Source organism: Pseudomonas sp. GW821-FHT07G06, assembly GCF_058986625.1.
The window spans coordinates 55,502-80,028 of sequence record NZ_JBYSVW010000002.1 but is presented as its reverse complement, the minus strand read 5'-3'; the positions used below and the strand labels follow the sequence as shown (position 1 = coordinate 80,028).

The 24,527-nt window shown below is 60.9% G+C and carries 19 protein-coding genes; 5 read left to right on the top strand and 14 right to left on the bottom strand.

Annotation, left to right across the window (positions count from 1 at the left end; translation table 11 throughout):
* Positions 1-25 precede the first annotated feature (25 nt).
* Entirely contained in the window at positions 26-748 is a 723-nt protein-coding gene (locus AC3WJW_RS03915; RefSeq protein WP_493725188.1) for a hypothetical protein, read from the top strand.
* Positions 749-801: 53 nt separating this feature from the next.
* On the opposite strand, the gene AC3WJW_RS03910 is transcribed toward AC3WJW_RS03915, so the two are convergent.
* The 14 genes from AC3WJW_RS03910 to gcbA form a co-directional block, all read right to left on the bottom strand.
* On the bottom strand, positions 802-1,398 hold the full coding sequence (locus AC3WJW_RS03910) for a MarC family protein (protein ID WP_102700461.1): 597 nt from the start codon (positions 1,396-1,398) through the stop codon (positions 802-804).
* A 65-nt stretch (positions 1,399-1,463) separates the two neighbouring features.
* A complete protein-coding gene (locus AC3WJW_RS03905; protein WP_493725187.1) occupies positions 1,464-4,241 on the bottom strand; it encodes a hybrid sensor histidine kinase/response regulator in 2,778 nt (925 codons plus the stop codon).
* Positions 4,242-4,341: 100 nt separating this feature from the next.
* Positions 4,342-5,637 carry a phosphoribosylamine--glycine ligase gene (gene purD / locus AC3WJW_RS03900; RefSeq protein WP_258683282.1) on the bottom strand — a complete coding sequence of 432 codons (1,296 nt, stop codon included), beginning with the start codon at positions 5,635-5,637 and terminating at the stop codon, positions 4,342-4,344.
* A gap of 155 nt (positions 5,638-5,792) precedes the next feature.
* The gene (purH, locus tag AC3WJW_RS03895) at positions 5,793-7,400 is read right to left on the bottom strand and encodes a bifunctional phosphoribosylaminoimidazolecarboxamide formyltransferase/IMP cyclohydrolase (protein WP_015093300.1); all 1,608 of its coding nucleotides are present in this window, start codon (positions 7,398-7,400) and stop codon (positions 5,793-5,795) included.
* An 82-nt stretch (positions 7,401-7,482) separates the two neighbouring features.
* Positions 7,483-7,803, bottom strand: a complete 321-nt coding sequence (gene fis, locus AC3WJW_RS03890) for a DNA-binding transcriptional regulator Fis (protein WP_015093301.1) — start codon at positions 7,801-7,803, stop codon at positions 7,483-7,485.
* A complete protein-coding gene (dusB, locus tag AC3WJW_RS03885; protein WP_493725186.1) occupies positions 7,800-8,810 on the bottom strand; it encodes a tRNA dihydrouridine synthase DusB in 1,011 nt (336 codons plus the stop codon). Before dusB ends, fis begins: the two co-directional genes overlap by 4 nt.
* Positions 8,811-8,994: 184 nt before the next feature.
* Positions 8,995-10,248 (bottom strand): DUF3426 domain-containing protein, encoded by a 1,254-nt coding sequence (locus AC3WJW_RS03880; RefSeq protein ID WP_493725185.1) that lies wholly within the window; start codon positions 10,246-10,248, stop codon positions 8,995-8,997.
* 30 nt (positions 10,249-10,278) lie between these two features.
* Positions 10,279-11,157 (bottom strand): 50S ribosomal protein L11 methyltransferase, encoded by an 879-nt coding sequence (prmA, locus tag AC3WJW_RS03875; protein ID WP_493725184.1) that lies wholly within the window; start codon positions 11,155-11,157, stop codon positions 10,279-10,281.
* A gap of 240 nt (positions 11,158-11,397) precedes the next feature.
* Positions 11,398-12,756 carry an acetyl-CoA carboxylase biotin carboxylase subunit gene (gene accC, locus AC3WJW_RS03870; protein ID WP_007971365.1) on the bottom strand — a complete coding sequence of 453 codons (1,359 nt, stop codon included), beginning with the start codon at positions 12,754-12,756 and terminating at the stop codon, positions 11,398-11,400.
* A 17-nt stretch (positions 12,757-12,773) separates the two neighbouring features.
* Positions 12,774-13,238 (bottom strand): acetyl-CoA carboxylase biotin carboxyl carrier protein, encoded by a 465-nt coding sequence (accB, locus tag AC3WJW_RS03865; protein ID WP_493725183.1) that lies wholly within the window; start codon positions 13,236-13,238, stop codon positions 12,774-12,776.
* A gap of 24 nt (positions 13,239-13,262) precedes the next feature.
* Complete coding sequence (aroQ, locus tag AC3WJW_RS03860) at positions 13,263-13,718, bottom strand: type II 3-dehydroquinate dehydratase (protein WP_007971361.1); 456 nt, start codon at positions 13,716-13,718, stop codon at positions 13,263-13,265.
* 132 nt (positions 13,719-13,850) lie between these two features.
* A complete protein-coding gene (locus AC3WJW_RS03855; RefSeq protein WP_493725182.1) occupies positions 13,851-15,599 on the bottom strand; it encodes a protein-disulfide reductase DsbD in 1,749 nt (582 codons plus the stop codon).
* A 172-nt stretch (positions 15,600-15,771) separates the two neighbouring features.
* The gene (locus AC3WJW_RS03850) at positions 15,772-16,815 is read right to left on the bottom strand and encodes a methyl-accepting chemotaxis protein (RefSeq protein ID WP_371317839.1); all 1,044 of its coding nucleotides are present in this window, start codon (positions 16,813-16,815) and stop codon (positions 15,772-15,774) included.
* A gap of 955 nt (positions 16,816-17,770) precedes the next feature.
* Entirely contained in the window at positions 17,771-19,441 is a 1,671-nt protein-coding gene (gene gcbA / locus AC3WJW_RS03845; protein ID WP_102700469.1) for a diguanylate cyclase GcbA, read from the bottom strand.
* Between the two features lie 482 nt (positions 19,442-19,923).
* Here gcbA and AC3WJW_RS03840 point away from each other — a divergent pair, with 482 nt between their 5' ends.
* The 4 genes from AC3WJW_RS03840 (at position 19,924) to speA (ending at position 24,389) form a co-directional block, all read left to right on the top strand.
* Entirely contained in the window at positions 19,924-20,991 is a 1,068-nt protein-coding gene (locus tag AC3WJW_RS03840; protein ID WP_493725181.1) for a DUF2333 family protein, read from the top strand.
* A gap of 3 nt (positions 20,992-20,994) precedes the next feature.
* Entirely contained in the window at positions 20,995-21,552 is a 558-nt protein-coding gene (locus tag AC3WJW_RS03835) for an NUDIX hydrolase (RefSeq protein ID WP_493725180.1), read from the top strand.
* Between the two features lie 332 nt (positions 21,553-21,884).
* Positions 21,885-22,256 (top strand): translation initiation factor Sui1, encoded by a 372-nt coding sequence (locus AC3WJW_RS03830; protein WP_007991289.1) that lies wholly within the window; start codon positions 21,885-21,887, stop codon positions 22,254-22,256.
* A 219-nt stretch (positions 22,257-22,475) separates the two neighbouring features.
* Complete coding sequence (speA, locus tag AC3WJW_RS03825; RefSeq protein ID WP_493725179.1) at positions 22,476-24,389, top strand: arginine decarboxylase; 1,914 nt, start codon at positions 22,476-22,478, stop codon at positions 24,387-24,389.
* Positions 24,390-24,527 lie beyond the last annotated feature (138 nt).

Below are 24,527 nucleotides of genomic sequence, written 5' to 3'. Positions count from 1 at the left end.
GGCCTTCCTCAAATAAGGAAAGCGTATGGCGTACTCCGTAGTAATAAACTCAGGCAGCATTCTGCTGTTGTCGACGGCGTTGCCGCCTGCAGTCAGACAGGACACGCTTGACACTGTGTTGTTTGCGCAACTTGCGGCTGAGGAAGATTTCCCGGACGGTAAGGACCACGCTCAGTGGTCCGACGTATTTGTAGACACTCTGGCTGCTTGTGGTTGGAAGTTCCATGATCAAGGGGCTACCTCGGGGATGTTCCCTTCTACCGGCGTTACGGCCTTTTCAATACATGACGCTGTTCATGCGGCTTTCCAATCACGGCTATCCGCTCAGCAGGTCGTTCTGCTGGCAACTGCTTTTCGTATGGTCGTGCAACTGCCTGTCCAGTCGCTGGGGGCCAGGGTTTTTCGTGAGCGCTCGATAATGGGGCGTGAGAATCAATCAGTCAGCATGGAAGGAAATTTCAACCGTATACATTGTGTGAGAGTGCTGACAGGCATTGTTGAGGCTGATGGTTTTCTGACTTTGGCCACAGTGTGCTTTGAAACGGATCAACCGATTGAAGGCCAGTTTATCGGGCAGGATTTTGCGTTGAGTAGCGTAGTGGGAGGGGTGAAAACTTCATTTCTTCACGCCCGATTTTTCGTCGACGAATACAAGGCATTCAGAGACGACACAGTGCTGTGGTTAGGGCAGCAACGACAGGCACTGTGTATCAAGGTCGGCGAGCATGACGTTCATCTGTCTCGTTGATTGGTGTCGGGTTCCGGCACCTTCCAAGGGATAACATTGAGAGACATGGCGGGCTAAGGAACCAGATACCCCTTCACCCCGGTAAAAATGATCTGTGCCGCCAGTGCGCACACAAACAACCCCATCAACCGGCTGACGATCTGTAATCCCTGATCACCGAGAATGCGCTCGATTCGGCTGGACAAAAACAGCACCACACCCACGGTAAAGCTGGCCATGGCAATGCCGACAATGGCCGTGAGCTTGTCGTCCCAGTGCGGCTGACTCACGCCCATCACCAGCAAGGCACCGATGGTGCCGGGGCCGACGGTCAGCGGAATGGTCAGCGGGACGATGGTCACATCCTGCTGCACGTTGTCGGTCTGTACCGCCGATTTGCCTTGTGCCATCCCCAGTGCCGAGATGAACAGGACACTACCGGCGCCGATGCGGAAGGCGTCCACGGTAATGCCGAAAACACTGAAAATCACTCGGCCGAACAAGTACAGCAGCACACTGGAGACCAGGGTGGCGACCGCAACTTTCCAGGCCAGCCGTCGCTGCTCCTTGCGCGAATAACCACGGGTCAGGCTGATGAAGCAGGACAACACGAAGAATGGGCTGTAGAGCACCAGCATCTTCAGGTAAACGCTGAACAACACATGGAGCATGGTGCCGGGCTCACTGGCGAGGGAAGTCGAGGGGGAGTCTATCAGGGGTTGCGCAGTCTGTCGGCTCAGGACGTTTGGGTCGTTGCGCGATTCTGCTGGTCACGCTGGGCGACCCAGTGTTCGATCAATTCACGCAGTTGTGACAGTTCGACCGGTTTGGCCATGTGTCCGTCCATGCCGGCCTGGCGCGCACGCTCTTTGTGTTCGGCCAGGATATGGGCGGTCAATGCCACCACGGGGGTACGGACCCGCTGGTTGCCGACTTCCCAGGCACGCAATTGCTGGGTGGCCGAGAAGCCGTCGAGGATCGGCATTTCGCAGTCCATCAGCACCAGGTCGTAACGCTGGGCTTTCATCGCCTGCAAGGCTTCTTCGCCGTTGCAGGCGGTATCCGGTTGCAGGTTGAGCTTGCTCAGCATGCCGCGGATCACCTTGGTCGAAATGCTGTTGTCTTCGGCCACCAGAATGCGGAAATCGCTGGGGACCTTGACCGGCGGGGGCGGGCCGCTTGGCAGCGAGTGCGTGACGACCTGGCCTTTGTTGCGTTGGGTCAGTTCGTCGGCCAGGGTGGTCTTGAGGGTGTAGCCGGCCACCGGTTTGGCGAGGATGCGCTTGATCCCGGAGTTGCGCGCAATGATCTTGCTCGGCGCATTGCTGATGCCGGTGAGCATGATCAGCAGGATGTCATGGTTCAGGCTCGGGTCTTCCTTGATCTTGGCCGCCAGTTGCATGCCGGTCATGCCGGGCATGTTCTGGTCCAGCAGGACCACATCGAAGTAATCGCGCAAATGCGCCTTGGTGCGCAGCAGTGCCAGCGCTTCCTTGCCGGAAGGCGCGGCGCTGACGTTCAGGCCCCAGGCGCTGCATTGCTGCACCAGCACCTTGCGACAGGTGTCGTTGTCGTCCACCACCAATACCCGTGCACCTTGCAGCGGGCCATCGAGGTCGGAGGTCGGGTGCTCGAGGCGATCCGGATCCAGCGGCAGGGTCAGCCACAGGGTGCTGCCCTGGTTGCTGCCACTCTTGATGCCGAATTCCCCTTGCATCAAGCGTATCAGTTGCCGGGCAATCACCAGACCCAGGTTGCCGCCCAGGTGGGTGGCCGACAGAAAATGCCGGCTGTGCAGTTCGGCGTGCATCAGGGCGTCGCGTTCTTCGGCATCCATCGGCTCGCCGCTGTCCTGCACGGCGATACGCAGGCGCGGTTTGGTGTTGCGCTCGTCGAGCGCCACGACGATCAGGATTTCGCCTTCATCGGTTTTTTTCAGGGCGTTTTCGAGCAGGCTCAACAGGGTCTGGCGCAGGCGTGTCGGGTCACCGCTGATCACTCGAGGCACTTGCGGCTGGATGAAGCTGATCAACTCGACGTTTTGCTGCTCGGCCTTGGCGCGGAAGATGCTCAGGCAGTCTTCGATCAGCGCGTTGAGGTCGAACTGCACATCGTCCAGCTCGATCTGCCCGGACTCGAGTTTGGAAATGTCGAGGATTTCGTTGATCAGTGTCAGCAGCTCGTTGCCGGCGCTGTGGATCGTCTGCACATAGTCGCGTTGCTTGACCGAAAGCGGTGTGCCCAGCAGCAGCTCGGTCATGCCGAGAACGCCGTTCATCGGGGTGCGGATTTCATGGCTGATCTTCGCCAGGAACTCGGCCTTGGCGTTGACCTCGGCATTGCTGGCCGCCAGGTCACGGCTGATGCTGAAACGGTCTTCGGTGATGCGGCGCTGGCGCTCGCTCAACGCAATGCTCATCAGCAGGCCGCTGATGCAGATGAATACCAGCAAGGTGGTGATCAGGCCATGGGGTTCGACCAGGGTCAGCCCCAACAGCGCAGGCAGGATGACCAGGGTCCCGAGGTTGAACACCACCATGGCCGCCACGAAGAGGCGCGCCGGGCGATAGCCTTTTTGCCAGTGATAGGCGCTGATGAACAGCATGGTCAGGCCAGCCAGGGCTACCAGGCCGTAGGTAATGAAGTTCAGCGGCAAGGTATTGACGAACAGCAGCATCAGGCCGCAGGCGGTGATCAGCAGAACCTCGCCTAGCAGCAACCGGTTCAGCGGGTGCGGCCCGAGCGGGGAGAAGAAGCGATAGGCAAGCATCAGGCCGCAGGGGGCAGTCAGCAGCAATGTCAGGTAAGCCCCCGGCGTTTGCAGTGCGTGCCCGTCCGGTAGCCAGGGGCCGGCGAGGTTCAGCAACAGCAGCAGGCTGAGCATCAACAGCCCTTCGCATGCTGCCAGCCAGAGGGCGCTGTGCGAGCGGGTGTAGGCGTAGCGGATGAGGTTGTGCAGGATTAGCATGGCGATGCAGCCGAACAGCAGGCCATAGATCAGCGTCTGGTTCTGGTTGGCAGCCGCGATGACCGCCGATTGCAGGGTGATGTAGGGTCGTAACTGGTGGTCGGAGGCCAGTCGCAGGTAGACGTCCAGGGGGCTGTCGCTTTGCGGCAGGGCCAGCATGAAGTCGCTGCTGGGCAATGGACGCTCGGATTGGGGCTGTTCGTTGCCCGTGCTGGATTGATCGATCAGCTTGTCGCCGTCCAGTACGTACATGTTGAACTGGCGCAGGTCAGGCGCGAACAATCGCAGCACCTGTTCGTGCTTGCCCGGTGCAAGCTTGAATCGCAACCATAGCGCGCCATCGGGTTCAGCCGCGGTAATACGGTCGAGTTCGATGGGGCTGAATTGATTGGTGTAGCGTGCGGAACGGATGTCGCTCAGTTGCAGGTCGCCCTGTTCGTCGAGCAATACCGCCCAGCCACTGCCTTGTGCGGCCTGGGCCGGTAGCATGCAGAGCAGGGTCAGCAATGTGACGGTTAAGCTTATGGCAATCCTGAGCCAGCGCACGGCGAAATCCCTTCGTTAGGTTGATGCCAGAATATAACGATGCGCGGCGCCGGAATAGCCAGGCAATGAACCGTGTTCATTGCCTGGTGCGGTGTCTACCTTATTCCTGGCTTTCGCCACGCTCGCGGGCAATGGCGCGGTAGCCAATGTCCTTGCGATAGAAACAGCCTTCCCAGTCAATCGTTGCCGCCAGCTTGTAGGCCTGCTGCTGTGCAGCGTCGACGCTGGCACCCATGGCTGTGGCGCACAACACACGACCACCGGCGGTCACTACCTGACCGTCCTTGAGCGCCGTACCGGCGTGGAAGACCTTGCCTTCCAGTGCGGCGGCTGCGTCCAGCCCCTTGATGACTGTGCCCTTGGCGTAGTCACCAGGATAGCCACCAGCGGCCAGAACGATGCCGACGCTCGGACGTGGATCCCATTGCGCTTCTACTTTGTCCAGCGCCTGGGCCAGGGCGGCTTCGACCAGCAACACCAGGCTCGACTGCAGGCGCAGCATCACCGGTTGGGTTTCAGGGTCGCCGAAACGGCAGTTGAATTCGATGACTTTTGGGTTACCAGCCTTGTCGATCATCAGGCCGGCGTACAGGAAGCCAGTGTAGACGTTGCCTTCTTCGGCCATGCCGCGCACGGTCGGCCAGATCACCAGGTCCATGACGCGCTTATGCACGTCGGCGGTGACCACTGGCGCCGGGGAGTAAGCACCCATGCCGCCGGTGTTCGGACCGGTGTCGCCGTCGCCGACGCGTTTGTGGTCCTGGCTGGTGGCCATCGGCAGTACGTTCTTGCCGTCGACCATGACGATGAAGCTGGCTTCTTCGCCGTCCAGGAACTCTTCGATGACCACGCGCGAACCTGCATCGCCGAAGGCATTGCCCGCCAGCATGTCGCGCACGGCGTCTTCGGCTTCGGCCAGGGTCATGGCGACGATCACACCTTTACCGGCGGCCAGGCCGTCGGCCTTGATCACGATCGGAGCGCCTTTTTCACGCAGGTAGGCGAGGGCCGGCTCGATTTCGGTGAAGTTCTGGTAGTCGGCAGTCGGGATCTTGTGGCGAGCCAGGAAGTCCTTGGTGAAGGCTTTCGAACCTTCCAGCTGCGCAGCGCCAGCGGTCGGGCCGAAGCAATCGAGGCCGCGGCTGCGGAACAGGTCCACAACACCGGCAACCAGCGGCACTTCAGGGCCGACGATGGTCAGGGAAACGTTTTTCTCGGCAAAGTCTGCCAGTTGCTCAAGCGCCAGTACGTCGATGGCGACGTTCTCGCACTTGGCTTCGATGGCGGTACCGGCGTTGCCCGGCGCCACGAACACTTTCTGCACGCGCGGATCCTGAGCCACTTTCCAGGCCAGGGCGTGTTCACGGCCACCGCTGCCAATGATCAAAACATTCATTTCAAAAACCTCAAGATTCTGTGGGGCGCTGCTAAACCGCTGTGTACCGTGTAGGAGCTGCCGAAGGCTGCGATCTTTTGATCTTTAAAAGCAAGATCAAAAGATCGCAGCCTTCGGCAGCTCCTACACAGCTCCTACACAGAGGGAGCGGTGTATCAGTGACGGAAGTGGCGCATGCCGGTGAACACCATGGCGATACCGGCTTCGTCGGCCGCAGCAATCACTTCAGCATCACGCATCGAGCCGCCTGGCTGGATCACGGCAGTCACGCCCGCCTTGGCCGCATTGTCCAGACCGTCGCGGAACGGGAAGAATGCGTCGGAAGCCATCACCGAACCGGCTACCTGCAAGCCGGCATGTTCTGCCTTGATGGCAGCAATGCGCGCGGAGTTCACGCGGCTCATCTGGCCGGCGCCGACACCGATGGTCTGGCGATTCTTGGCGTAGACGATGGCGTTGGATTTCACGTACTTGGCGACTTTCCAGGCGAAGATCAGGTCGTTGATTTCCTGTTCGGTCGGTGCGCGCTTGGTCACCACTTTCAGGTCGTCGGCGCCGATCATGCCGATGTCGCGGCTCTGCACCAGCAGGCCACCGTTGACGCGTTTGTAGTCCCAGGCAGCGGCGCGGTCAGCCGACCACTCGCCGCAGGCCAGCAGGCGTACGTTGGCTTTGGCGGCGACAATGGCGCGGGCTTCTTCGCTGACGCTCGGGGCAATGATCACTTCGACGAACTGGCGCTCGACGATGGCCTTGGCGGTCTCGGCGTCCAGTTCGCGGTTGAAGGCGATGATGCCGCCGAAGGCGGATTCGGTGTCGGTGGCGTAGGCCAGGTCGTAGGCCTTGCGGATGCCGCCTTCGGCGTCAGGGCTGACAGCCACGCCGCACGGGTTGGCGTGCTTGACGATCACGCAAGCCGGCTTGACGAAGCTCTTCACGCATTCCAGCGCGGCGTCGGTGTCGGCCACGTTGTTGTACGACAGTTCCTTGCCTTGCAGCTGGGTCGCAGTGGCGATGCCGACTTCGGCAGGCTTGGCTTCCACGTAGAACGCCGCGCTCTGGTGCGGGTTCTCGCCGTAGCGCATTTCCTGGGCCTTGATGAACTGGCTGTTGAAGGTGCGCGGGAATTCGCTGCGGCCTTCTGTGCTCAGGGTGTCGGCCGCCTGGTTCACGGTGCCCATGTAGTTGGCGATCATGCCGTCGTAGGCGGCGGTGTGTTCGAACGCCTTGAGCATCAGGTCGAAGCGCTGAGCGTAGGTCAGGCCGCCGGCCTTGAGGTTTTCCAGGACGCTGGCGTAATCGCTGGCATTGACCACGATCGCTACGTCTTTATGGTTTTTCGCGGCCGAACGAACCATGGTCGGGCCGCCGATGTCGATGTTCTCGATGGCGGTCGGCAGGTCGCAACCTGGCTTGTTGATGGTGGCTTCGAACGGGTACAGGTTGACCGCGACCAGGTCGATCGGCTTGATGCCGTGTTCGTTCATGATCGCGTCGTCGATACCGCGACGACCGAGGATCCCGCCGTGGATTTTCGGGTGCAGGGTTTTCACCCGGCCGTCCATCATTTCGGCGAAACCGGTGTAATCCGCGACTTCCACTGCGGCAACGCCGTTGTCCTGCAGCAGCTTGAACGTCCCGCCGGTGGAGAGGATCTCGACGCCCAGGGCTTCAAGCTCCTTGGCGAATTCGAGGATCCCGGTCTTGTCGGAAACGCTGATCAAGGCGCGGCGGATCGGCAGGCGGGTAGTCTGGTCGGTCATCTCAATTTCCATCAAAAGCAAAGGAAGTCAGCAAAAAAGGCGACCGGTTTTACGCGGGCGCCTTTCTGGTTTGATTGAATGCTTACAGCAAATCGTACTGCTTGAGTTTCTTGCGCAGCGTGCCCCGGTTCAGTCCGAGCATCTCGCTGGCCTTGGTCTGGTTGCCCTTGACGTAGTTCATCACGCACTCGAGCAGGGGAGCCTCGACTTCGGAGAGCACCAGGTTGTACACATCAGTGACGGCAGCGCCCTCAAGGTGGGCGAAATAATTGTGCAGCGCCTTCTCGACACTCCCGCGAAGGGTCTGGCCCTCTTCGCTCGGTGTATTGAGGTGCTGTTTCAAATTCACGTTGTCGCTCACGGGTGTTGTTCCACTCACTAAAGTCTCGGTCATCATCGTCATGCGGCCACCCACTCTCCGTCCCCTGTCAGGCTCTTGTAACGCTCGGCGAAAAACGCCCGAACGTTGGCGCATTGTGCATCCGTACCATCCAAACGATTGAAGTGGGCGCGAAACTCCCTGGCGCCCGGCAGGGTTGCGAGATACCAGCCCACATGCTTTCGAGCAATGCGTACACCCATGACATCGCCATAAAAGGCGTGCAGGGCAGCCAGATGCTCTAGCAGGATGCGTTCCACCTCGATCAGTTCCAGCGCCGGGAGTTTCTCGCCGGTACGCAGGAAATGGTCGATCTCGCGAAAAATCCATGGCCGCCCCTGGGCAGCCCGGCCAATCAACAAACCATCGGCACCGGTCGCGTCGAGCACGTACCGGGCTTTTTCCGGCGAATCGATATCGCCGTTGGCGAAGACCGGGATCGACACCGCCTGCTTGATCGCGGCGATGGTGTCGTACTCGGCCTCACCGGTATACAGGTCGGCACGGGTGCGGCCATGCACTGCCAGCGCCGTAATGCCTGCCTGCTCGGCGATCTTCGCCACCGTCAGGCCGTTCTTGTTGTCCCGGTCCCAACCGGTCCGGATCTTCAGGGTAACCGGCACATCGACCGCAGCCACGACGGCCTGCAGGATCTCGGTTACCAGGGTTTCATCCTTCAACAGTGCGGAACCGGCAGCCTTGTTGCAGACTTTCTTGGCCGGGCAGCCCATGTTGATATCAATAATCTGCGCGCCCATTTCAACGTTGGCACGGGCAGCGTCCGCCAGCATCTGTGCGTCCCCACCGGCGATCTGTACCGAGCGTGGCTCGGGATCACCTGTGTGGATCATGCGCATGCGCGACTTGCGGGTGTTCCACAAACTCATGTCGCTGGTGACCATTTCCGAGACGACCAGTCCCGCGCCCAAGCGCTTGCACAGCTGACGAAAGGGCTGGTCGGTGACACCCGCCATGGGGGCGAGAATCAAGCTGTTATGTAATGTGTATGGGCCGATGCGTACCGCCGACATAGGACTTCCCTGTTGTGGGGCCGGATCATGAGAGTTCGAAAAAGGGTTGGCATGATACCCGCTCTCGATGACTGGATAAAGGCTGAATTGAACAAAATCTGAACAGTTATTCTGTTATTACCCGTGGTTTGGTTGGCCAGGGGGAGTCAGAAAGCCGACTTCAATCGGGGAGCGATGAAGCGTTTCACTCCGGAGAGTGGAAGCTCAGACTGTAGTTCACGGCCTTGGCGCCGGGGTCGAGAATGTCCAGGGCGATGTGGATCGGCGTCTGTGGAGGCATTTCCGCCATGCCTTCGAGATCGCCATTGAGGTACTCGCCGGGTTTGAAGCGGCGACTGGCGATCAGGTGGCCATTGAGATCGGCGAAGCGCAGTTCCAGCAGCGGGAAGGGCTGGGAAAAGGGCGCGCGGTTATAGATGATCGCATCGACCACCAGTGCGCCATTGAATTCGGGATGGCTGCGCACCACCAGGTTGCTGCTTTTGATTTTTGCAATGTCGACCTTGGAGGGCACGGTGCAGCCGATTTGCGGGCACAGTTGCTGGAACCACGGGCGATATTGATCCTGTCGCGCCAGTTCGTCGAAATGGTAGGCGATGTACTGGCCGGCGAGCGCGCCAGCGGCGATCAGCACCAGCAGCAACCACAACAGCCGTCGGCCCCAGGGCGAGCGGCGTTTTTGCCAGTCCAGTTGCAGCGGGTCGTCGGTCAGGTCTTGCAGCACTTCGGCACGCGGGCCTGTCTCGCTGCGTTCGCGGCGCTTGCGCAGCGGCTCGATCGAGGGCAGGTTGTCGTCGATTTCGTTCTCGTCGGCGGCCGACAGGCGTTCGTGGTGCAGCGGCGCATCGAGTGGGTCGTGCAAGCGCAACTGGGGTGGCTGCAGTTCGTCGTCGAGATCGACCGGTTCCAGAGTCAGCGAAGGTTCTGTGCGCGAGGCTTTGCCCGGTTCGACCGTCGGCTCTGGCGATTCAAGGCTGTCGAACGGTTCGTCGACTTGCGCACGATCGGCCGCCGACTCACTGAACAGGCTGTCGGACCACGGCTCCTCGTCATCCTGCCCGGTGCTGTCGCGGCGGGCGCTCAGCGAGTCGTCGCGATGGCGGCCGAGCTCGGTGGCCGGCTGGATTTCCCGCTGTTCGAGCCGGGCGAGTTCTTCGTCGAGGTCGAGGCTGTCCAGGTCCAGTTCGGTCGCGCTCCATTGCTTTTGGCTGATGGCGCGCGGTGCCGATGGCTCGAGGGGTTCGGCAGGCTGCACAGGCGGTAGCGGCGCCGCTACCGGTGGTTCCTTGCCGGCTTGCTCAAGCAACTGCCTGGCGGCATTGAACACCTGCAGGCAGGAGCCGCAGCGAACGACGCCGCGAGCCACGCTCAATTGGGCATGGCTGACGCGGAAGCTGGTTTGGCAATGCGGGCACTGAGTGACGAAGCTGTCGGTCATGCGGCGTTCCGGATTATGCAGGCGGCCATTCTAGCGCCGACGGCCAGTGATGCGCACCCAGCCATCGCGATTGGCGATCGGATCCAGATCGAAGTCCTTGGCGTAGGCGGCAGCGACTTCGTCACCTTGTTCGGCGAGGATGCCCGACAGCGCCAGGCGACCGCCCGACTTGACCAGGCCGGACAGCTGCGGCGCCAGGGAAACCAGCGGGCCGGCGAGAATGTTGGCCACCAGCACGTCGGCTTGCACCTGCGGCAAATCTTCCGGCAGATACAGTGGGAACAACTCATCAGCGATGTTATTGCGCCCGGCGTTGTCGCGGGAGGCTTCCAGCGCCTGCACGTCGATGTCGGTGCCCACGGCTTCCCTGGCGCCCAGCAACAGCGCGGCGATCGCCAGGATCCCCGAGCCGCAGCCGAAGTCCAGCACGTTGCAGTCCTTCAGGTCCTGGCTGTCGAGCCATTCCAGGCACAGTGCGGTGGTCGGGTGGGTGCCGGTGCCGAACGCCAGGCCCGGATCAAGCAACAGGTTCACTGCGTCAGGTTCCGGCGCGGCGTGCCAGCTCGGCACGATCCACAGGCGCTGGCCGAAACGCATTGGCTGGAAGCCGTCCATCCAGCTGCGTTCCCAATCCTGGTCTTCGATGACTTCGCTGTGGTGTTCAGGCAGCGGGCTGCCGGTCAGCAGCTCCAGGTGGGCCAGTACCGGGCCGGGCTCGGTGCCACCTTCGAACAGGGCCAGCAGGTGCGTGTGCGACCACAGTGGCGTGGTATTGAGTTCCGGTTCGAAGATCGGCTGGTCTTCGGCGTCCATGAAGGTCACCGATACGGCGCCCACTTCAAGGAAAGCGTCTTCATAGGTTTCGGCTTGTTCTGGGCTGATGGCGAGACGTACTTGCAGCCAAGGCATGGCGGGCACCTTTGAAAAATGTTGATTGCAGCCTGGCGGGCTGCGAGAAGGACGCAAGTTTACGCGAGAGCGGGGCCGATGACGACCATGGAGAAAAATCAAAAGATCGCAGCCTTCGGCAGCTCCTACAGGTGTTCACATTCATCTGTAGGAGCTGCCGAAGGCTGCGATCTTTTGATCTTCTTTTCCCGGAAACAACAAAGCCGCCCGAAGGCGGCTTTGTTGTGTACCAGCTGAAGCTTAGTGCTTCTCGCCAGCCAGCTTGTGCTCGAGGTAGTGAATGTTCACCCCCCCTTTGCAGAAGCCTTCATCGCGGGTCAGGTCGCGGTGCAGCGGGATGTTGGTCTTGATCCCGTCAACCACGATCTCGTCCAGCGCATTGCGCATGCGCGCCATGGCTTCGTCACGGGTTGCGCCGTAGGTGATCAGCTTGCCGATCAACGAATCGTAGTTCGGCGGAACGGCATAACCACTGTACAGGTGCGAGTCGACGCGAACGCCGTTGCCGCCTGGAGCGTGGAAATGCTTGACCGTGCCAGGGCTCGGCATGAAGGTTTTCGGGTCTTCGGCGTTGATCCGGCATTCCAGCGCGTGACCGCGGATGACCACGTCATCCTGGGTGAACGACAGCTTGTTGCCGGCGGCGATGCTGAGCATCTCCTTGACGATGTCGATACCAGTGACCATTTCCGAAACCGGGTGCTCTACCTGGACACGAGTGTTCATCTCGATGAAGTAGAAACGACCGTTTTCGTACAGGAACTCGAAAGTGCCCGCGCCACGGTAGCCGATGTCGATGCACGCCTTGACGCAGCGAGCCAGAACTTCCTGGCGGGCCTGTTCGTCGATGCCCGGTGCCGGCGCTTCTTCCAGAACCTTCTGGTGACGACGTTGCAGCGAGCAATCGCGGTCGCCCAGATGGATAGCCTGGCCCTGGCCATCGGAAAGAACCTGGACTTCCACGTGGCGTGGGTTGGTCAGGAATTTTTCCAGATAGACCATCGGGTTGCCGAACGCCGCACCGGCTTCGGAGCGGGTCAGTTTCGCCGAGGAAATCAGGTCTTCTTCCTTGTGCACAACGCGCATGCCGCGGCCACCACCGCCGCCAGCGGCCTTGATGATCACCGGGTAACCCACTTCGCGACCAATGCGCAGAGCGGTTTCTTCGTCTTCCGGCAGCGGGCCGTCAGAACCCGGAACGGTCGGTACGCCAGCTGCGATCATGGCGTGCTTTGCCGATACCTTGTCGCCCATCAGGCGAATGGTTTCGGCTTTCGGGCCAATGAACGCAAAGCCGGAGTTCTCGACCTGCTCGGCGAAGTCGGCGTTTTCCGCAAGGAAGCCGTAGCCCGGGTGAATGGCGGTGGCGCCCGTCACTTCGGCTGCGGCAATGATTGCCGGAATGTGCAGGTAGGAGTGGGCGGCCGATGCCGGTCCGATGCAGACGGATTCGTCTGCCAGGCCCAGGTGCATCAGTTCCTTGTCAGCCTTGGAGTAAACGGCGACGGTCTTGATGCCCATCTCTTTGCAGGCGCGCAGGATCCGCAGGGCGATCTCACCGCGGTTGGCGATCAGAACTTTTTCCAACTTCGCAGTCATCAAAGGCTCTCCGCGGTTCAAACGATGGTGAACAGCGGTTGGTCGTACTCAACCGGCTGGCCGTCTTCGACGAGGATGGATTCGATCACACCGCTGGTTTCAGCTTCGATGTGGTTCATCATCTTCATGGCTTCAACGATGCACAGGGTGTCGCCTTTCTTCACGGTCTGGCCGACTTCAACGAAGGACGGCGAGGTTGGCGAAGACTTGCGGTAGAACGTACCGACCATCGGCGAACAGGCAACGGTGCCGTTCAGCGCTGGTGCGGCGGCGGCAGCAGGTGCAGCAGCGGCAGCCGGAGCGGCGGCAGCGACAGGCGCGGCAGCCGGAGCAGGCATTGGAGCCGGTGCGTAGTACTGTTGAGCCGGGGTCTTGCTATGACGGCTGATGCGTACGGACTCTTCGCCTTCCTTGATCTCGAGCTCGTCGATGCCGGACTCTTCCAGCAATTCGATCAGTTTCTTAACTTTACGGATATCCATGAATCATCAACTCCCAAGGGTCGGTCAGGGGCGGTTAACTTGTTGTTCAAGCTGTTCCAGGGCGGCCTCCAGGGCCAGTCGGTAACCGCTGGCGCCAAGGCCGCAGATCACTCCCACCGCTACGTCGGAGAAGTAAGAGTGATGGCGGAAAGGTTCGCGTTTGTGCACGTTGGACAAATGCACTTCGATGAATGGGATGCTCACCGCCAGCAGCGCGTCACGTAATGCGACACTTGTATGTGTAAAAGCTGCCGGGTTAATCAAAATGAAGTCCACGCCTTCGCTGCGGGCAGCGTGAATACGGTCGATCAATTCGTACTCGGCATTGCTTTGCAGGTGCAGCAAATGATGGCCGGCTTCACGGGCACGGCGTTCCAGGTCCTGGTTGATCTGCGCCAGGGTCGTGGCGCCGTAGGTGCCCGGTTCACGAGTGCCGAGCAAGTTCAGGTTGGGTCCGTGCAGAACCAGTAGGGTCGCCATCGGCTGTTCCTTTATTTTCCGTGAGCAATTGTCAGAACCCGGCGACTATGCCGCAAAGCCTTTGTGACTGTCCAGTTCTCTGCAATAGGCAGCACGATGACCGATGTTTGCGCGAAATATATGACTGCTTGATTAAATGTGGTCATTCGCCCTGGCAACACGTTCGGCGAAGTCTTTGGCGTTGATCTCGCCGATCACCCGCACATCGGCGCGTTCGACACCGTCCTTGCCGAAAAACATCAGGGCCGGGGGGCCGAACAACTGGTAGCGGTCGAGCAGGGCGCGTTGCTCGGCGTTGCTGGCGGTGATGTCGAAGCGGATCAGCCGGTAACCCTTGAGGCGTTCGATGACGACAGGGTCGTCCAACACCTCACGCTCGATGACTTTGCAACTGATGCACCAGTCGGCATACCAGTCGAGCAGCAGCGGGGTGCCGGAGGCGCGTGCGTCGGTGAGTGCGCGGTCCAGATCGGCCGGCGTGCTGACGGTTTGCCAGGCGCTGGTGTTTTGTGCAGCGCCGCTGTTGGCGACGATACGGGGCTGGCCTATCGGGTTGAACGGGTCGGTCTGGCCGCTGAACGCGCCGTACCAGCAGGCCAGCGCGTAAAACACCAGGAACATGCCGAGCAACTGTCCGAGGCGTTTGCGTGGTGGTTTATAGACGAACTCCAGCGCCCCCATGAACAGGCCGACCCCGCCGGCCAGCAAACCGATCAGCAGCAAGGTGACCTGACCCGGCAGGACGCGACTGAGCAGGCCGACGGCCAACCCGAGCAACAACACGCCAATCGCGTTTTTAACGTAGACCAGCCACGGACCGCTTTTTGGCAACCAGGCTGCGCCACCGGTGGCTACCAGCAATAGGGGTGCGCCCATGCCGAGGCCGAGCATGAACAGTTTCAGGCCGCCGCCCAGCGCATCGCCACTGGCGCTGATGTACAGCAACGCGCCGGCCAGTGGTGCCGAAACACAAGGTGAAACCAGCAAGCTGGAGACCACGCCCAACACCGCGGCGCCCCACAGTGACCCGCCTTCGGTGCGACCGGCGATGCGGTCCAGGCGACTGTTGATGGCGTGCGGCAGTTTCAGTTCGAAGACGCCGAACATCGCCAGCGCGAACAGCGCAAAAAACATCGCAAAAGGCACCAGCACCCAGGCCGATTGCAGCCGCGCCTGCAGATTGAGCTGGGCACCGAACAGGCCCATCAGCGCACCGAGCAGGGCAAAGCACGCGGCCATCGGCAGCACATAGGCCAGTGACAGATTGAAGCCGCGCCAGCCGCCGACCTGGCCGCGCAGCACCACCCCGGACAGGATCGGCAGCATGGGCAGCACGCAAGGTGTGAAGGTCAGGCCCAGGCCCGCGAGGAAAAACAAGGCCAGTTCACGCCAGCTCCATTGAGATGCCGTCGTCGTCCCCACGCCGCTGCCGTCGATGCTCAGGCGCTCGGTCTCCGGCGGATAGCACAGACCTTTATCGGCGCAACCCTGATAGGTCACGGCCAGGGTGAAGGCCCGCTGATCGGTGCGCGGTAGTTCGACGTCGAGAATGCCGTGGTAGACCTCGACGTCGCCGAAGTACTCATCGTGCTTTTTCTGGCCATCGGGCAGTTTCGCCGCGCCGAGCACGACTTCGGCCGGATCGGCGCGAAACTGGAAACGGTGACGGTAGAGGTAATAGCCTTCAGTGGCGACGAAGCGCAGCTTGATCGATTGCGGTGTGCTTTCTACCAGGTTCAACTGGAAGGCTTCGCGCACGGGCAGGAAGTCGGCGCTGTTGTTGATCGAGCCCAGGCTGGCGCTGGGACGATTTTCCAGCAAGCCGGTGGCGCTGGCCGGCAGGGCGAATACTAAAAGCAGCAGGCAGAGCAAACGGCGCATGACGATCTCGCGTATCGGAATTGGGGGGATGATAGCGGACAGTGGCCAGGCGTGCAGAGCAGGAGTCTGCTGTGAATGTTCTGACGCCATCGCGAGCAAGCTCGCTCCCACAGGGGATTTGTGTCGTGCACAGATCAAATGTGGGAGCGAGCTTGCTCGCGATGGCGGTCTGTCAGACGCGGAAGGCTTGAACGGCGGTGTGCAGTCGTCCACCCAGCACCAGCAGGTTTTCTCCCTGCTCACGCCCTTCGCCAATGCGCAGCAAGTTATCCCCACCCAACTGATGAATCCGCTCGCTGTGGTCACGAATCTCGCTGACCGCGCCGCTTTGCTGGGCGGTGACATCGGCGATGCGCACCGCCGTGTCGGAAATGGTCTGGATCGCCCCGACGATTTTATCCAGCGCGCCATCGGCGGCCTGGGCCTGGCTGGCCGTGGCTTCGGCGTGTTCGACCTGGGCACGCATGCCTTCCACCGATTGCCGCGCAGCAGTTTGCAGCCCGGCGATCAGCGTCTGGATTTCTGCCGTGGCCCCGGCGGTACGTTGCGCCAGTGAGCGCACCTCTTCCGCCACCACGGCAAAGCCGCGGCCCATTTCCCCGGCCCGGGCTGCTTCGATGGCCGCGTTCAAGGCCAGCAGGTTGGTCTGGTCGGCGATTGAGCGGATCACCGTCAACACGCCGCCGATGGTGGCCGACTCCTCGGCCAGGTGTTCGATCATTTGCGCATTGCCTTGCACTTCATCCACCAGTGCATGCAGGCCGGTGAGGCTCAGGCCGATGACTTTCTGTCCGTGCTCCACGGCCAGGCCGGCGTGGCGGCTGGCGTCGGCAGCCTGGCTGGCGTCGCCGGCGACTTGCTGAATGGTCGCTTCCAGCTCGCTGAGGGAGTCGCGGATCAGCGCCGTGTCGCCGGCCTGATGTTGCGCTCCGTCATGCAAATCGTTGCTCAAGTCGGCCAGGGTGCGGCTGCTGCCGGCCACTTGCTCGGCATTGAGGCGGATGGTCCCCACCAGGTCCACCAGATAAGCGCGCAGGCGGTTGAGCGAGGCTTCAATGTCATGCAGTTCGCGGTTGGTGTTGCCCAGTTGAATGTCGCGGCTGAAGTCGCCTTCGGCCCAGGTCGACAGGGCCGGGGCGAGGTTGGTCAGGGTCCGGGCCAGTTTGCGCTGCAGGGTGTCGATCAGCAGCGCGATCAACAGGATCAAGCCGATCATCACGCCTTGCATCAGTCGTACTTCACCCTGGATCTGCCCGTGCTGGGCGCGTACCACCGGCTCCAGCCCGGCAATGGCCTGTTGCACGTCGGCGATTTTCAGGTGAGTCGCGGTGCTCAGGTCAGCGCGTTTGCCGATTTGATCCCGGGTGCGCGCGAGCTCGGCCGGGTAGCGGGTGAGCAGGCTGTTGAGCTCACGCTTGAGGCCGACGCCGGCATCTTCGGCAACGGTTTTTTCCTTGTTCTCAAGGCCCATCATCGCTGCGAAATCATCGGTGTCCGATTCGCTGCTGGAGGTCACGCCCAGCAAGGGCAGGGCATCGAGTTTTTCCGCCTGGGTGCGGATGTTGGTCACTTCGCGTTCGACGTCGACGGCCAGCTCGCTGCGGCCGCTGCTGACCAGCTTTTCCCGCGCCAGGGACAATTTGCCCAGGTGCTGCGATGCGGTGAGCAGCGGTGTCAGATAGGCGGCATTGCCACTGGCGTACTGGCTGAGCTGATCGAGACTGGCACCCAGTTCCCGTTCGGCCTGCAGCAGCAGGGCCTGCGGATCGCCGGCCAGTTTGCCGGCTGCCAGCAGGTCGGTTTTGCTGAACTCTTCAAGGGTCGACAGGCTCGGGCGCAAGGTCTCGGCCAGGGCGGGTGGCAATTCGCCGAGTTGTTTTTGCAGGCTGTCGATGCCTTGGGCGGCACTGCTCAGGCGCAGGGCATCGCCGCTGCCAAGGTAATCCTCGACGCTGCGGGCGACTTCATTCTGAAACTGCTGCGACAGGCCCAGGTAGCGCTCCATTAATAGATACGGACGCTCAAGGGCTTTTTGCGACCACCACAGCGTGGCGCCGAGGGCCACGCACACGGCCACCAAAAGGAGGGTATTGAGATTGGTCAGCAGCTTCAGGCGCATTACGGACTACCAACGACAGAAATGGTAAGCGCCTGAAGTTATTGCGTTTCTGTTACAGGGTTATGACTGTATCGGTCGATTCCGATGAAAAAGTGGCACTTTGCTTTGATGTGCGAGCGGCCTGTACGCGATTGCGTCCGCCGCCCTTGGCACGGTACAGCGCCTCGTCTGCCAGGCTGGCCATCATCAGGCTGTCGGAGCTTTCACATAATTCCACCACCCCGGCACTGAAGGTGCACCACAGGTCCTGGGGTTGAGCGGGATAGTGAATCTCGGCAAAACGCTGGCGGATTTCATCGAGTACGTTGTAGGCCGCTTCGATATCGGTGTCCGGCATGACGATGGCGAACTCTTCGCCACCGTAGCGGCCGATGAAGTCGGTTTTGCGCAGGCGTTGCTTGAGAAACAGCGCCAGGCTCTTGATCACCCGGTCGCCCATGGGGTGGCCGTGGCTGTCGTTGACCCGTTTGAAGTGGTCGATGTCGAGCATGGCAAAGCTCAGCGGCTTGTTCTCGCGGCGGGCGCGGAACGAGCAGTCTTCGAGCAATTGCAGGATGTGCGTGTGGTTGTACAGGCCGGTGAGGCTGTCGCGGACCATCCGTGCCTTGAGGTTGCGGGCCCTTGCTGCACGGTTGCGCACGGTGGTGATCAGGTGCCGGGGCTTGATCGGTTTGGTCAGGAAGTCATCGCCGCCCTCGCTCATGGCATCGAGTTGCTTGTCCAGGTCGTCTTCGGCCGACAGGTAAATGATCGGCACGCTGACATAACGGTCGTTGTGACGGATCACCTTGGCCAGTTCCGTGCCGGTGCAGGCCGGCATGTACATGTCGAGGATGATCAGGTCCGGCTGGAAGTCCGCCAGTTCGGCCATGGCCTGGATCGGCTCGATCAACGTCCGGGTGACGATCCCGGCACTGTTGAGCAGGCGCTCGGTGTGCAGGGCCTGGGCGCGGGAGTCGTCGATGATCAGCACTTTATAGGGTTCGTACTGGGCGACGCAGGTCAGGACTTCGATTTTCTCCAGCAGGCTCGAGGCTTCGAGGGTGCCGGTGAGGAATTCCTGGCCTCCGGCACGCACGGCGGCGAGGCGGGTCGGTGTGTCGGTTTCGTGCAGGCTGAAGAACAGCAGCGGCAAGCGATGGTCCAGTCCTTCCTGGGCTTCGGCGGCCAGCTTCAGGCCGACACCGGGGCCGCTGAAGTCCACGTCCATGACAATCGCCGCCGGCAAGCGCTCGACCATCGACGAGCGAAACGCGTCTACGCTGTCCAGGGACTGGGCGCTGAGCCCGAAGAATTCCAGTTGTTTGGCCAGGCGCTCGGCGCGGTCGTGATCCTGCAGCATCACATAGATGGGCTTGCGCAGTGGCGGCAGGAAGGTTTGATCGAGTTGGTCGCCATGGCGCAGGCCAGTGCGTGACAGACGCTGCATCAAGCGATTGAGGTCGGTGATCAGACCGCTGCTCAGGCGTCCGCGGTTGGCGTCGACCGCCTCCAGGGATTGACCGATATGGCGCGCCAGTTGCGTGTGTTCCGGCTGCTCGAAGCGCTCGGCGAAACGCAGCAGGCGCAGATTGGCCTCGCTCAGTTCCGACAGGTCGGCGGTGGACCACTCGCTGCGTTGCAGGCGCTGCCATATCTCAAGAATCTGACGAGCCTGATGAATTACCCGCTGGGCAAAGTGGTGCTTGAGGCGCTCGCGGCTGGGGTCTTCTGGCTCGGTCATATCCTGACTACTAGTTAGGGTGCACACTGAGGTCGACTGGTGGCTCTATGCTAGCACCACTTTTCCATTACATGAGCGCTGTACGTCAATAATCTGCAATGCGACCTCATTCAGTTTGTGACCGAGTAGTCTGGTTTGAGCCTTTAAAGTCGCGGTGTGCGGGGGTGAAGTGCTTTATTCAGGGCGCTTGGTGGGCGCGGGGTGGCAATTGAAGGGTGACCGGCATTTGGAAAATCATGATTTTCCAGCCAGTGCGCAGTGGCGCGGTTTCTTCGGTTTCAGGGGTAGGGGATTCCCCTAGGCGGAAGTTCAGAGCATTAGCCGGATGTTGAAGGTCGTAGCGTCGTCGGGGGGGCAGGAACATTTTCATCCACAAGCCCGGTAATTTTCCGCATCGGTGCAATGGCGGGTGCCGGGCCAAGGCACGTTGTTGTATGGTTGTGGTCGAACCGTTGAACTCAAGAGATTGAAAGGATATCGCCATGCTGGACTGGAAGAACCGCACAGGCAGTGTGCCTGAACGTGCCGCTGAACCGAAGTCGGAGACCCGCAGTTACCTGGGCGGTCTGTTGTTCAGCCGGGCGCTGGCCACTCTGCTGGGCATCTACCTGTTGGTGGCGAGTGTCCTGGGCTGGTACTGGAGCCAGGAGCCGGCGCTCTTCCCGGTCCAGCAAACCGCACAACTGGCGGCCGAGAAAGAAGGCAAGCAGATGGTCGTCGGCTACACCACGGTGGAAACCCTCAAGACCGTCGCCGGTACCTTGCTGACCAAGCCGGGCGGCTATATATCCAACGACCGTTTCCCGCCAGGCCTGTGGATGGACAACATGCCGAGCTGGGAATATGGCGTGCTGGTGCAGGTCCGCGACCTGAGCCGCGCGTTGCGCAAAGACTTCGCCCGTTCGCAGTCGCAGTCCGCCGAAGACGCCGACCTGGCCAAGGCCGAGCCGCGTTTCAACTTCGACAACAAGAGCTGGGTGCTGCCGTCCAGTGAGTCCGAGTACCAGGAAGGCATCAACTCCCTGAGTCGCTATCAGGCACGCCTGTCTGATCCGAACCAGAAGAGCGCGTTGTTCTATGCCCGTGCCGACAACCTGAACAACTGGCTGGGTGATGTCGGTACCCGCCTCGGTTCGCTGTCGCAACGGCTGTCGGCCAGTGTGGGTCGGGTCAAGCTCAATACCGCATTGAAAACCGAAGTCGTGGCACCGGGCGAGGTGCCGCAGGTCGACGAGGAAATCGTCGAGACGCCGTGGATGCAGATCGACAACGTGTTCTACGAAGCCCGCGGCCAGGCCTGGGCGCTGTCGCACCTGTTGCGCGCCATCGAAGTCGACTTCGCCGATGTGCTGGCGAAGAAAAACGCCACGGTCAGCGTGCGCCAGATCATTCGTGAGCTGGAAGCCTCGCAGGAGCCGGTGTGGAGCCCGATGATCCTCAACGGCAGTGGCTTCGGCGTACTGGCCAACCACTCGCTGGTCATGGCCAACTACATTTCCCGGGCCAACGCCGCGGTGATCGATTTGCGTCAACTGCTCAATCAGGGCTGAGTCATGGTCGAAAACGCCAGGGAAGCCGCACACCGTGCGGCTTCCGATGCTGAACAGATCGCCTGGGTCGACGAGCAGGACAACCTGCTGGGCGCCCTGGTCCGTTCCGATTTGCGCGAGCGCGGGCTGATCGGGCGCGGTACCTACATCATGTTGTTCAATTCCGCTGGCGAGCTGTGCGTGCATCGCCGCACCCTGAGCAAGGCGATCTATCCCGGTTACTGGGACGTGGCAGCGGGGGGCATGGTGCTCGCCACTGAAACCTACGCCGAATCGGCGGCCCGGGAGCTGGAAGAAGAGCTGGGCGTGAGTGGCGTGGAGCTGACCGCCCATGACCATTTCTTCTTCGAGGACACTGGCAATCGCCTGTGGTGCTCGGCGTTCTCGGCGGTGTGGGACGGCCCGTTGACCCTGCAACCGGAAGAGGTGCTCGAAGCACGCTTTATCCCCATCGATCAGGTCATGCTGGAGATCGAACAAAAGCCTTACTGCCCGGACTCTCTGGCGGCGTTGAAGCGCTATCTGAAGGCTCAACAAAGCAACGTCGCAAAACAGCTATAAATTGGCGCCGATTGGCTCTTAGCAATCGGCGTTTTTGCCGTTACACTGCGCGACCTTTTTAAACTGAACCGGTATTGCTGTAACTGTAGGAGCGAGCTTGCTCGCGATGGACGTCAACGATAACGCGGGCATCCAGAATGAACACGTCGTCCTTGAGTTCATCGCGAGCAAGCTCGCTCCTACAGAGAAGACGCGTTTTGTCCGATGGACGTTAGCGTGTTTCGAAAAAGCTCTGCCGTTTCAGTAGCGCTGCCCCTGCCTGAGTGGGGCTTCGCGGTCGATAGCCTTCCCAAGTGCTGCGACCAGTCTTTGTCCTCCGAAGAGGATTGCCGGTGGCCAAAAAAGCCGCATCCTTCGCCGCCTTGGGCGGCCTGGTATTTTCCACCGACGCAGGTCGTCATTGCCCGGAATGCAGTAAACCGGTGGACGCCTGCATCTGCAAACAGACCGTTATCCCGGCCGGCGACGGCATTGCGCGCGTGCGTCGCGAAAGCAAGGGCCGTGGCGGCAAGACGGTGACCACCATCACCGGCGTGCCATTGGCTGAAGATGCGCTCAAGGAACTGGCCACGACGTTGAAGAAGCGTTGCGGTACCGGTGGGGCGTTGAAAGACGGTGTCATCGAAATCCAGGGCGATCATGTCGAGCTACTCTTGGCAGAACTGATCAAGCTCGGTTTCAAGGCGAAGAAGTCCGGCGGCTAGCAGCCTCTGTGAAAACCACCCTCGGCTTGATCCGGTCCTGATGGCATTCAGGCTTGGCGCCGTCCACATGGTTTTCACAGAGCCTGTTCATGACCGGTTTCTAAACTCACTGCGGTCGGCGGGGTCTATTGCCTCGTTGACGAACCGTCATTTTCATTCTTTAGACTGCGCCGGCCTGAACCCAGGCGACGCACTATGACTTCTTTATAGGGGACTTCGATGTCCGTACGACGCACACGCAAAGACGATGGCAGCCAATGGACAGTTGCGGACAGCCGCAGTGTTTACGGGATTCGTCATTGGGGGGCCGGGTATTTCGCGATCAATGACGCCGGTCGCGTCGAAGTTCGTCCGAACGGTCCGAGCAGCTCGCCTATCGACCTGTTCGAGCAAGTCGACCAGCTGCGCAAAAGCGGCCTGTCCTTGCCGTTGCTGGTCCGTTTCCCGGACATTCTGCAAGACCGCGTGCGTCAGCTGACGGGCGCGTTCGATGCCAACATCGAGCGTCTGGAATACCAGAGCAAGTACACCGCGCTGTATCCGATCAAGGTGAACCAGCAGGAAGCGGTGATTGAAAACATCATCGCCACCCAAAACGTTTCCATCGGTCTGGAAGCCGGGTCCAAGCCCGAACTGCTGGCGGTGCTGGCACTGGCGCCGAAGGGCGGCACCATCGTCTGCAACGGTTACAAGGACCGTGAGTTCATCCGCCTGGCGCTGATGGGCCAGAAGCTCGGCCACAACGTGTTCATCGTGATCGAGAAAGAATCCGAAGTCGGCCTGGTGATCGAAGAAGCGGCCTCGCTCAAGGTCAAGCCTCAGGTTGGCCTGCGCGTGCGCCTGTCGTCCCTGGCGTCGAGCAAGTGGGCAGACACCGGCGGCGAGAAATCCAAGTTCGGCCTGTCGGCGGCGCAACTGCTGTCGGTGGTCGAGCGTTTCCGCGCGGCCGGCCTGGACCAGGGCATTCGCCTGCTGCACTTCCACATGGGCTCGCAGATCGCCAACCTGGCGGACTACCAGCACGGCTTCAAGGAAGCGATCCGTTACTACGGCGAGTTGCGCAACCTCGGCCTGCCGGTGGACCACATCGATGTCGGTGGCGGCCTGGGCGTGGACTACGACGGCACGCACTCGCGTAACGCCAGTTCGATCAACTACGACATGGACGATTACGCCGGCGTCGTGGTCGGGATGCTCAAGGAGTTCTGCGATGCGCAGAGCCTGCCGCACCCGAACATCTTCTCCGAAAGCGGCCGCTCCCTGACCGCGCACCACGCCATGCTGGTGATCCAGGTGACCGACGTCGAGAAACACAACGACGACGTGCCACAGATCGAGAACAAGGAAGCGCTGCCGGAAACCGTGCAGTGGCTGGTCGATCTGCTCGGCCCGACCGACATCGAGATGGTCACCGAAACCTACTGGCGCGCCACGCACTACATGAGCGATGTTGCCTCCCAGTACGCCGACGGCAAGCTGACCCTGGCCGAGAAAGCTCTGGCCGAACAGTGCTACTTCGCGGTGTGCCGTCGCCTGCACAACTCGCTGAAGGCGCGCCAGCGTTCCCACCGTCAGGTGCTGGACGAACTCAACGACAAACTGGCCGACAAGTACATCTGCAACTTCTCGGTGTTCCAGAGCCTGCCGGACACCTGGGCCATCGACCAGGTCCTGCCGATCATCCCGCTGCACCGCCTCGACGAAGAGCCGCTGCGTCGTGCGGTGCTGCAAGACCTGACCTGTGACTCCGACGGCAAGATCAACCAGTACGTCGACGAGCAGAGCATCGAAACCAGTTTGCCGGTGCACGCGCTGAACGAAGGTGAAGACTATTTGCTGGGTGTGTTCCTGGTCGGTGCCTACCAGGAAATTCTTGGCGACATGCACAACCTGTTCGGTGACACCGACTCGGTGAACATCTACCAGAACGCCGACGGCAGCGTGTACCACGCCGGTATCGAAACCCACGACACCATCGAAGACATGCTGCGCTACGTGCACTTGTCGCCGGAGGAGTTGATGACTCACTACCGCGACAAGTGCGCCAGTGCCCGCATCAGCGCAACCGAGCGCACGCAGTTCCTCGATGCCTTGCGTCTGGGGCTGACCCGTTCGTCTTACCTGTCTTCCTGAGGTAAGTTCCACGCTCATCAGGTTGTCTGAAAATTTTCCTTTTGCCTCGGAAATTTCAGATGACCTGGTGCGGCAATTCTCCAATTTCACGGGAAATTACCTGCGTTTCGACTACCCAGCGCATTTGGTCTTCTTTTC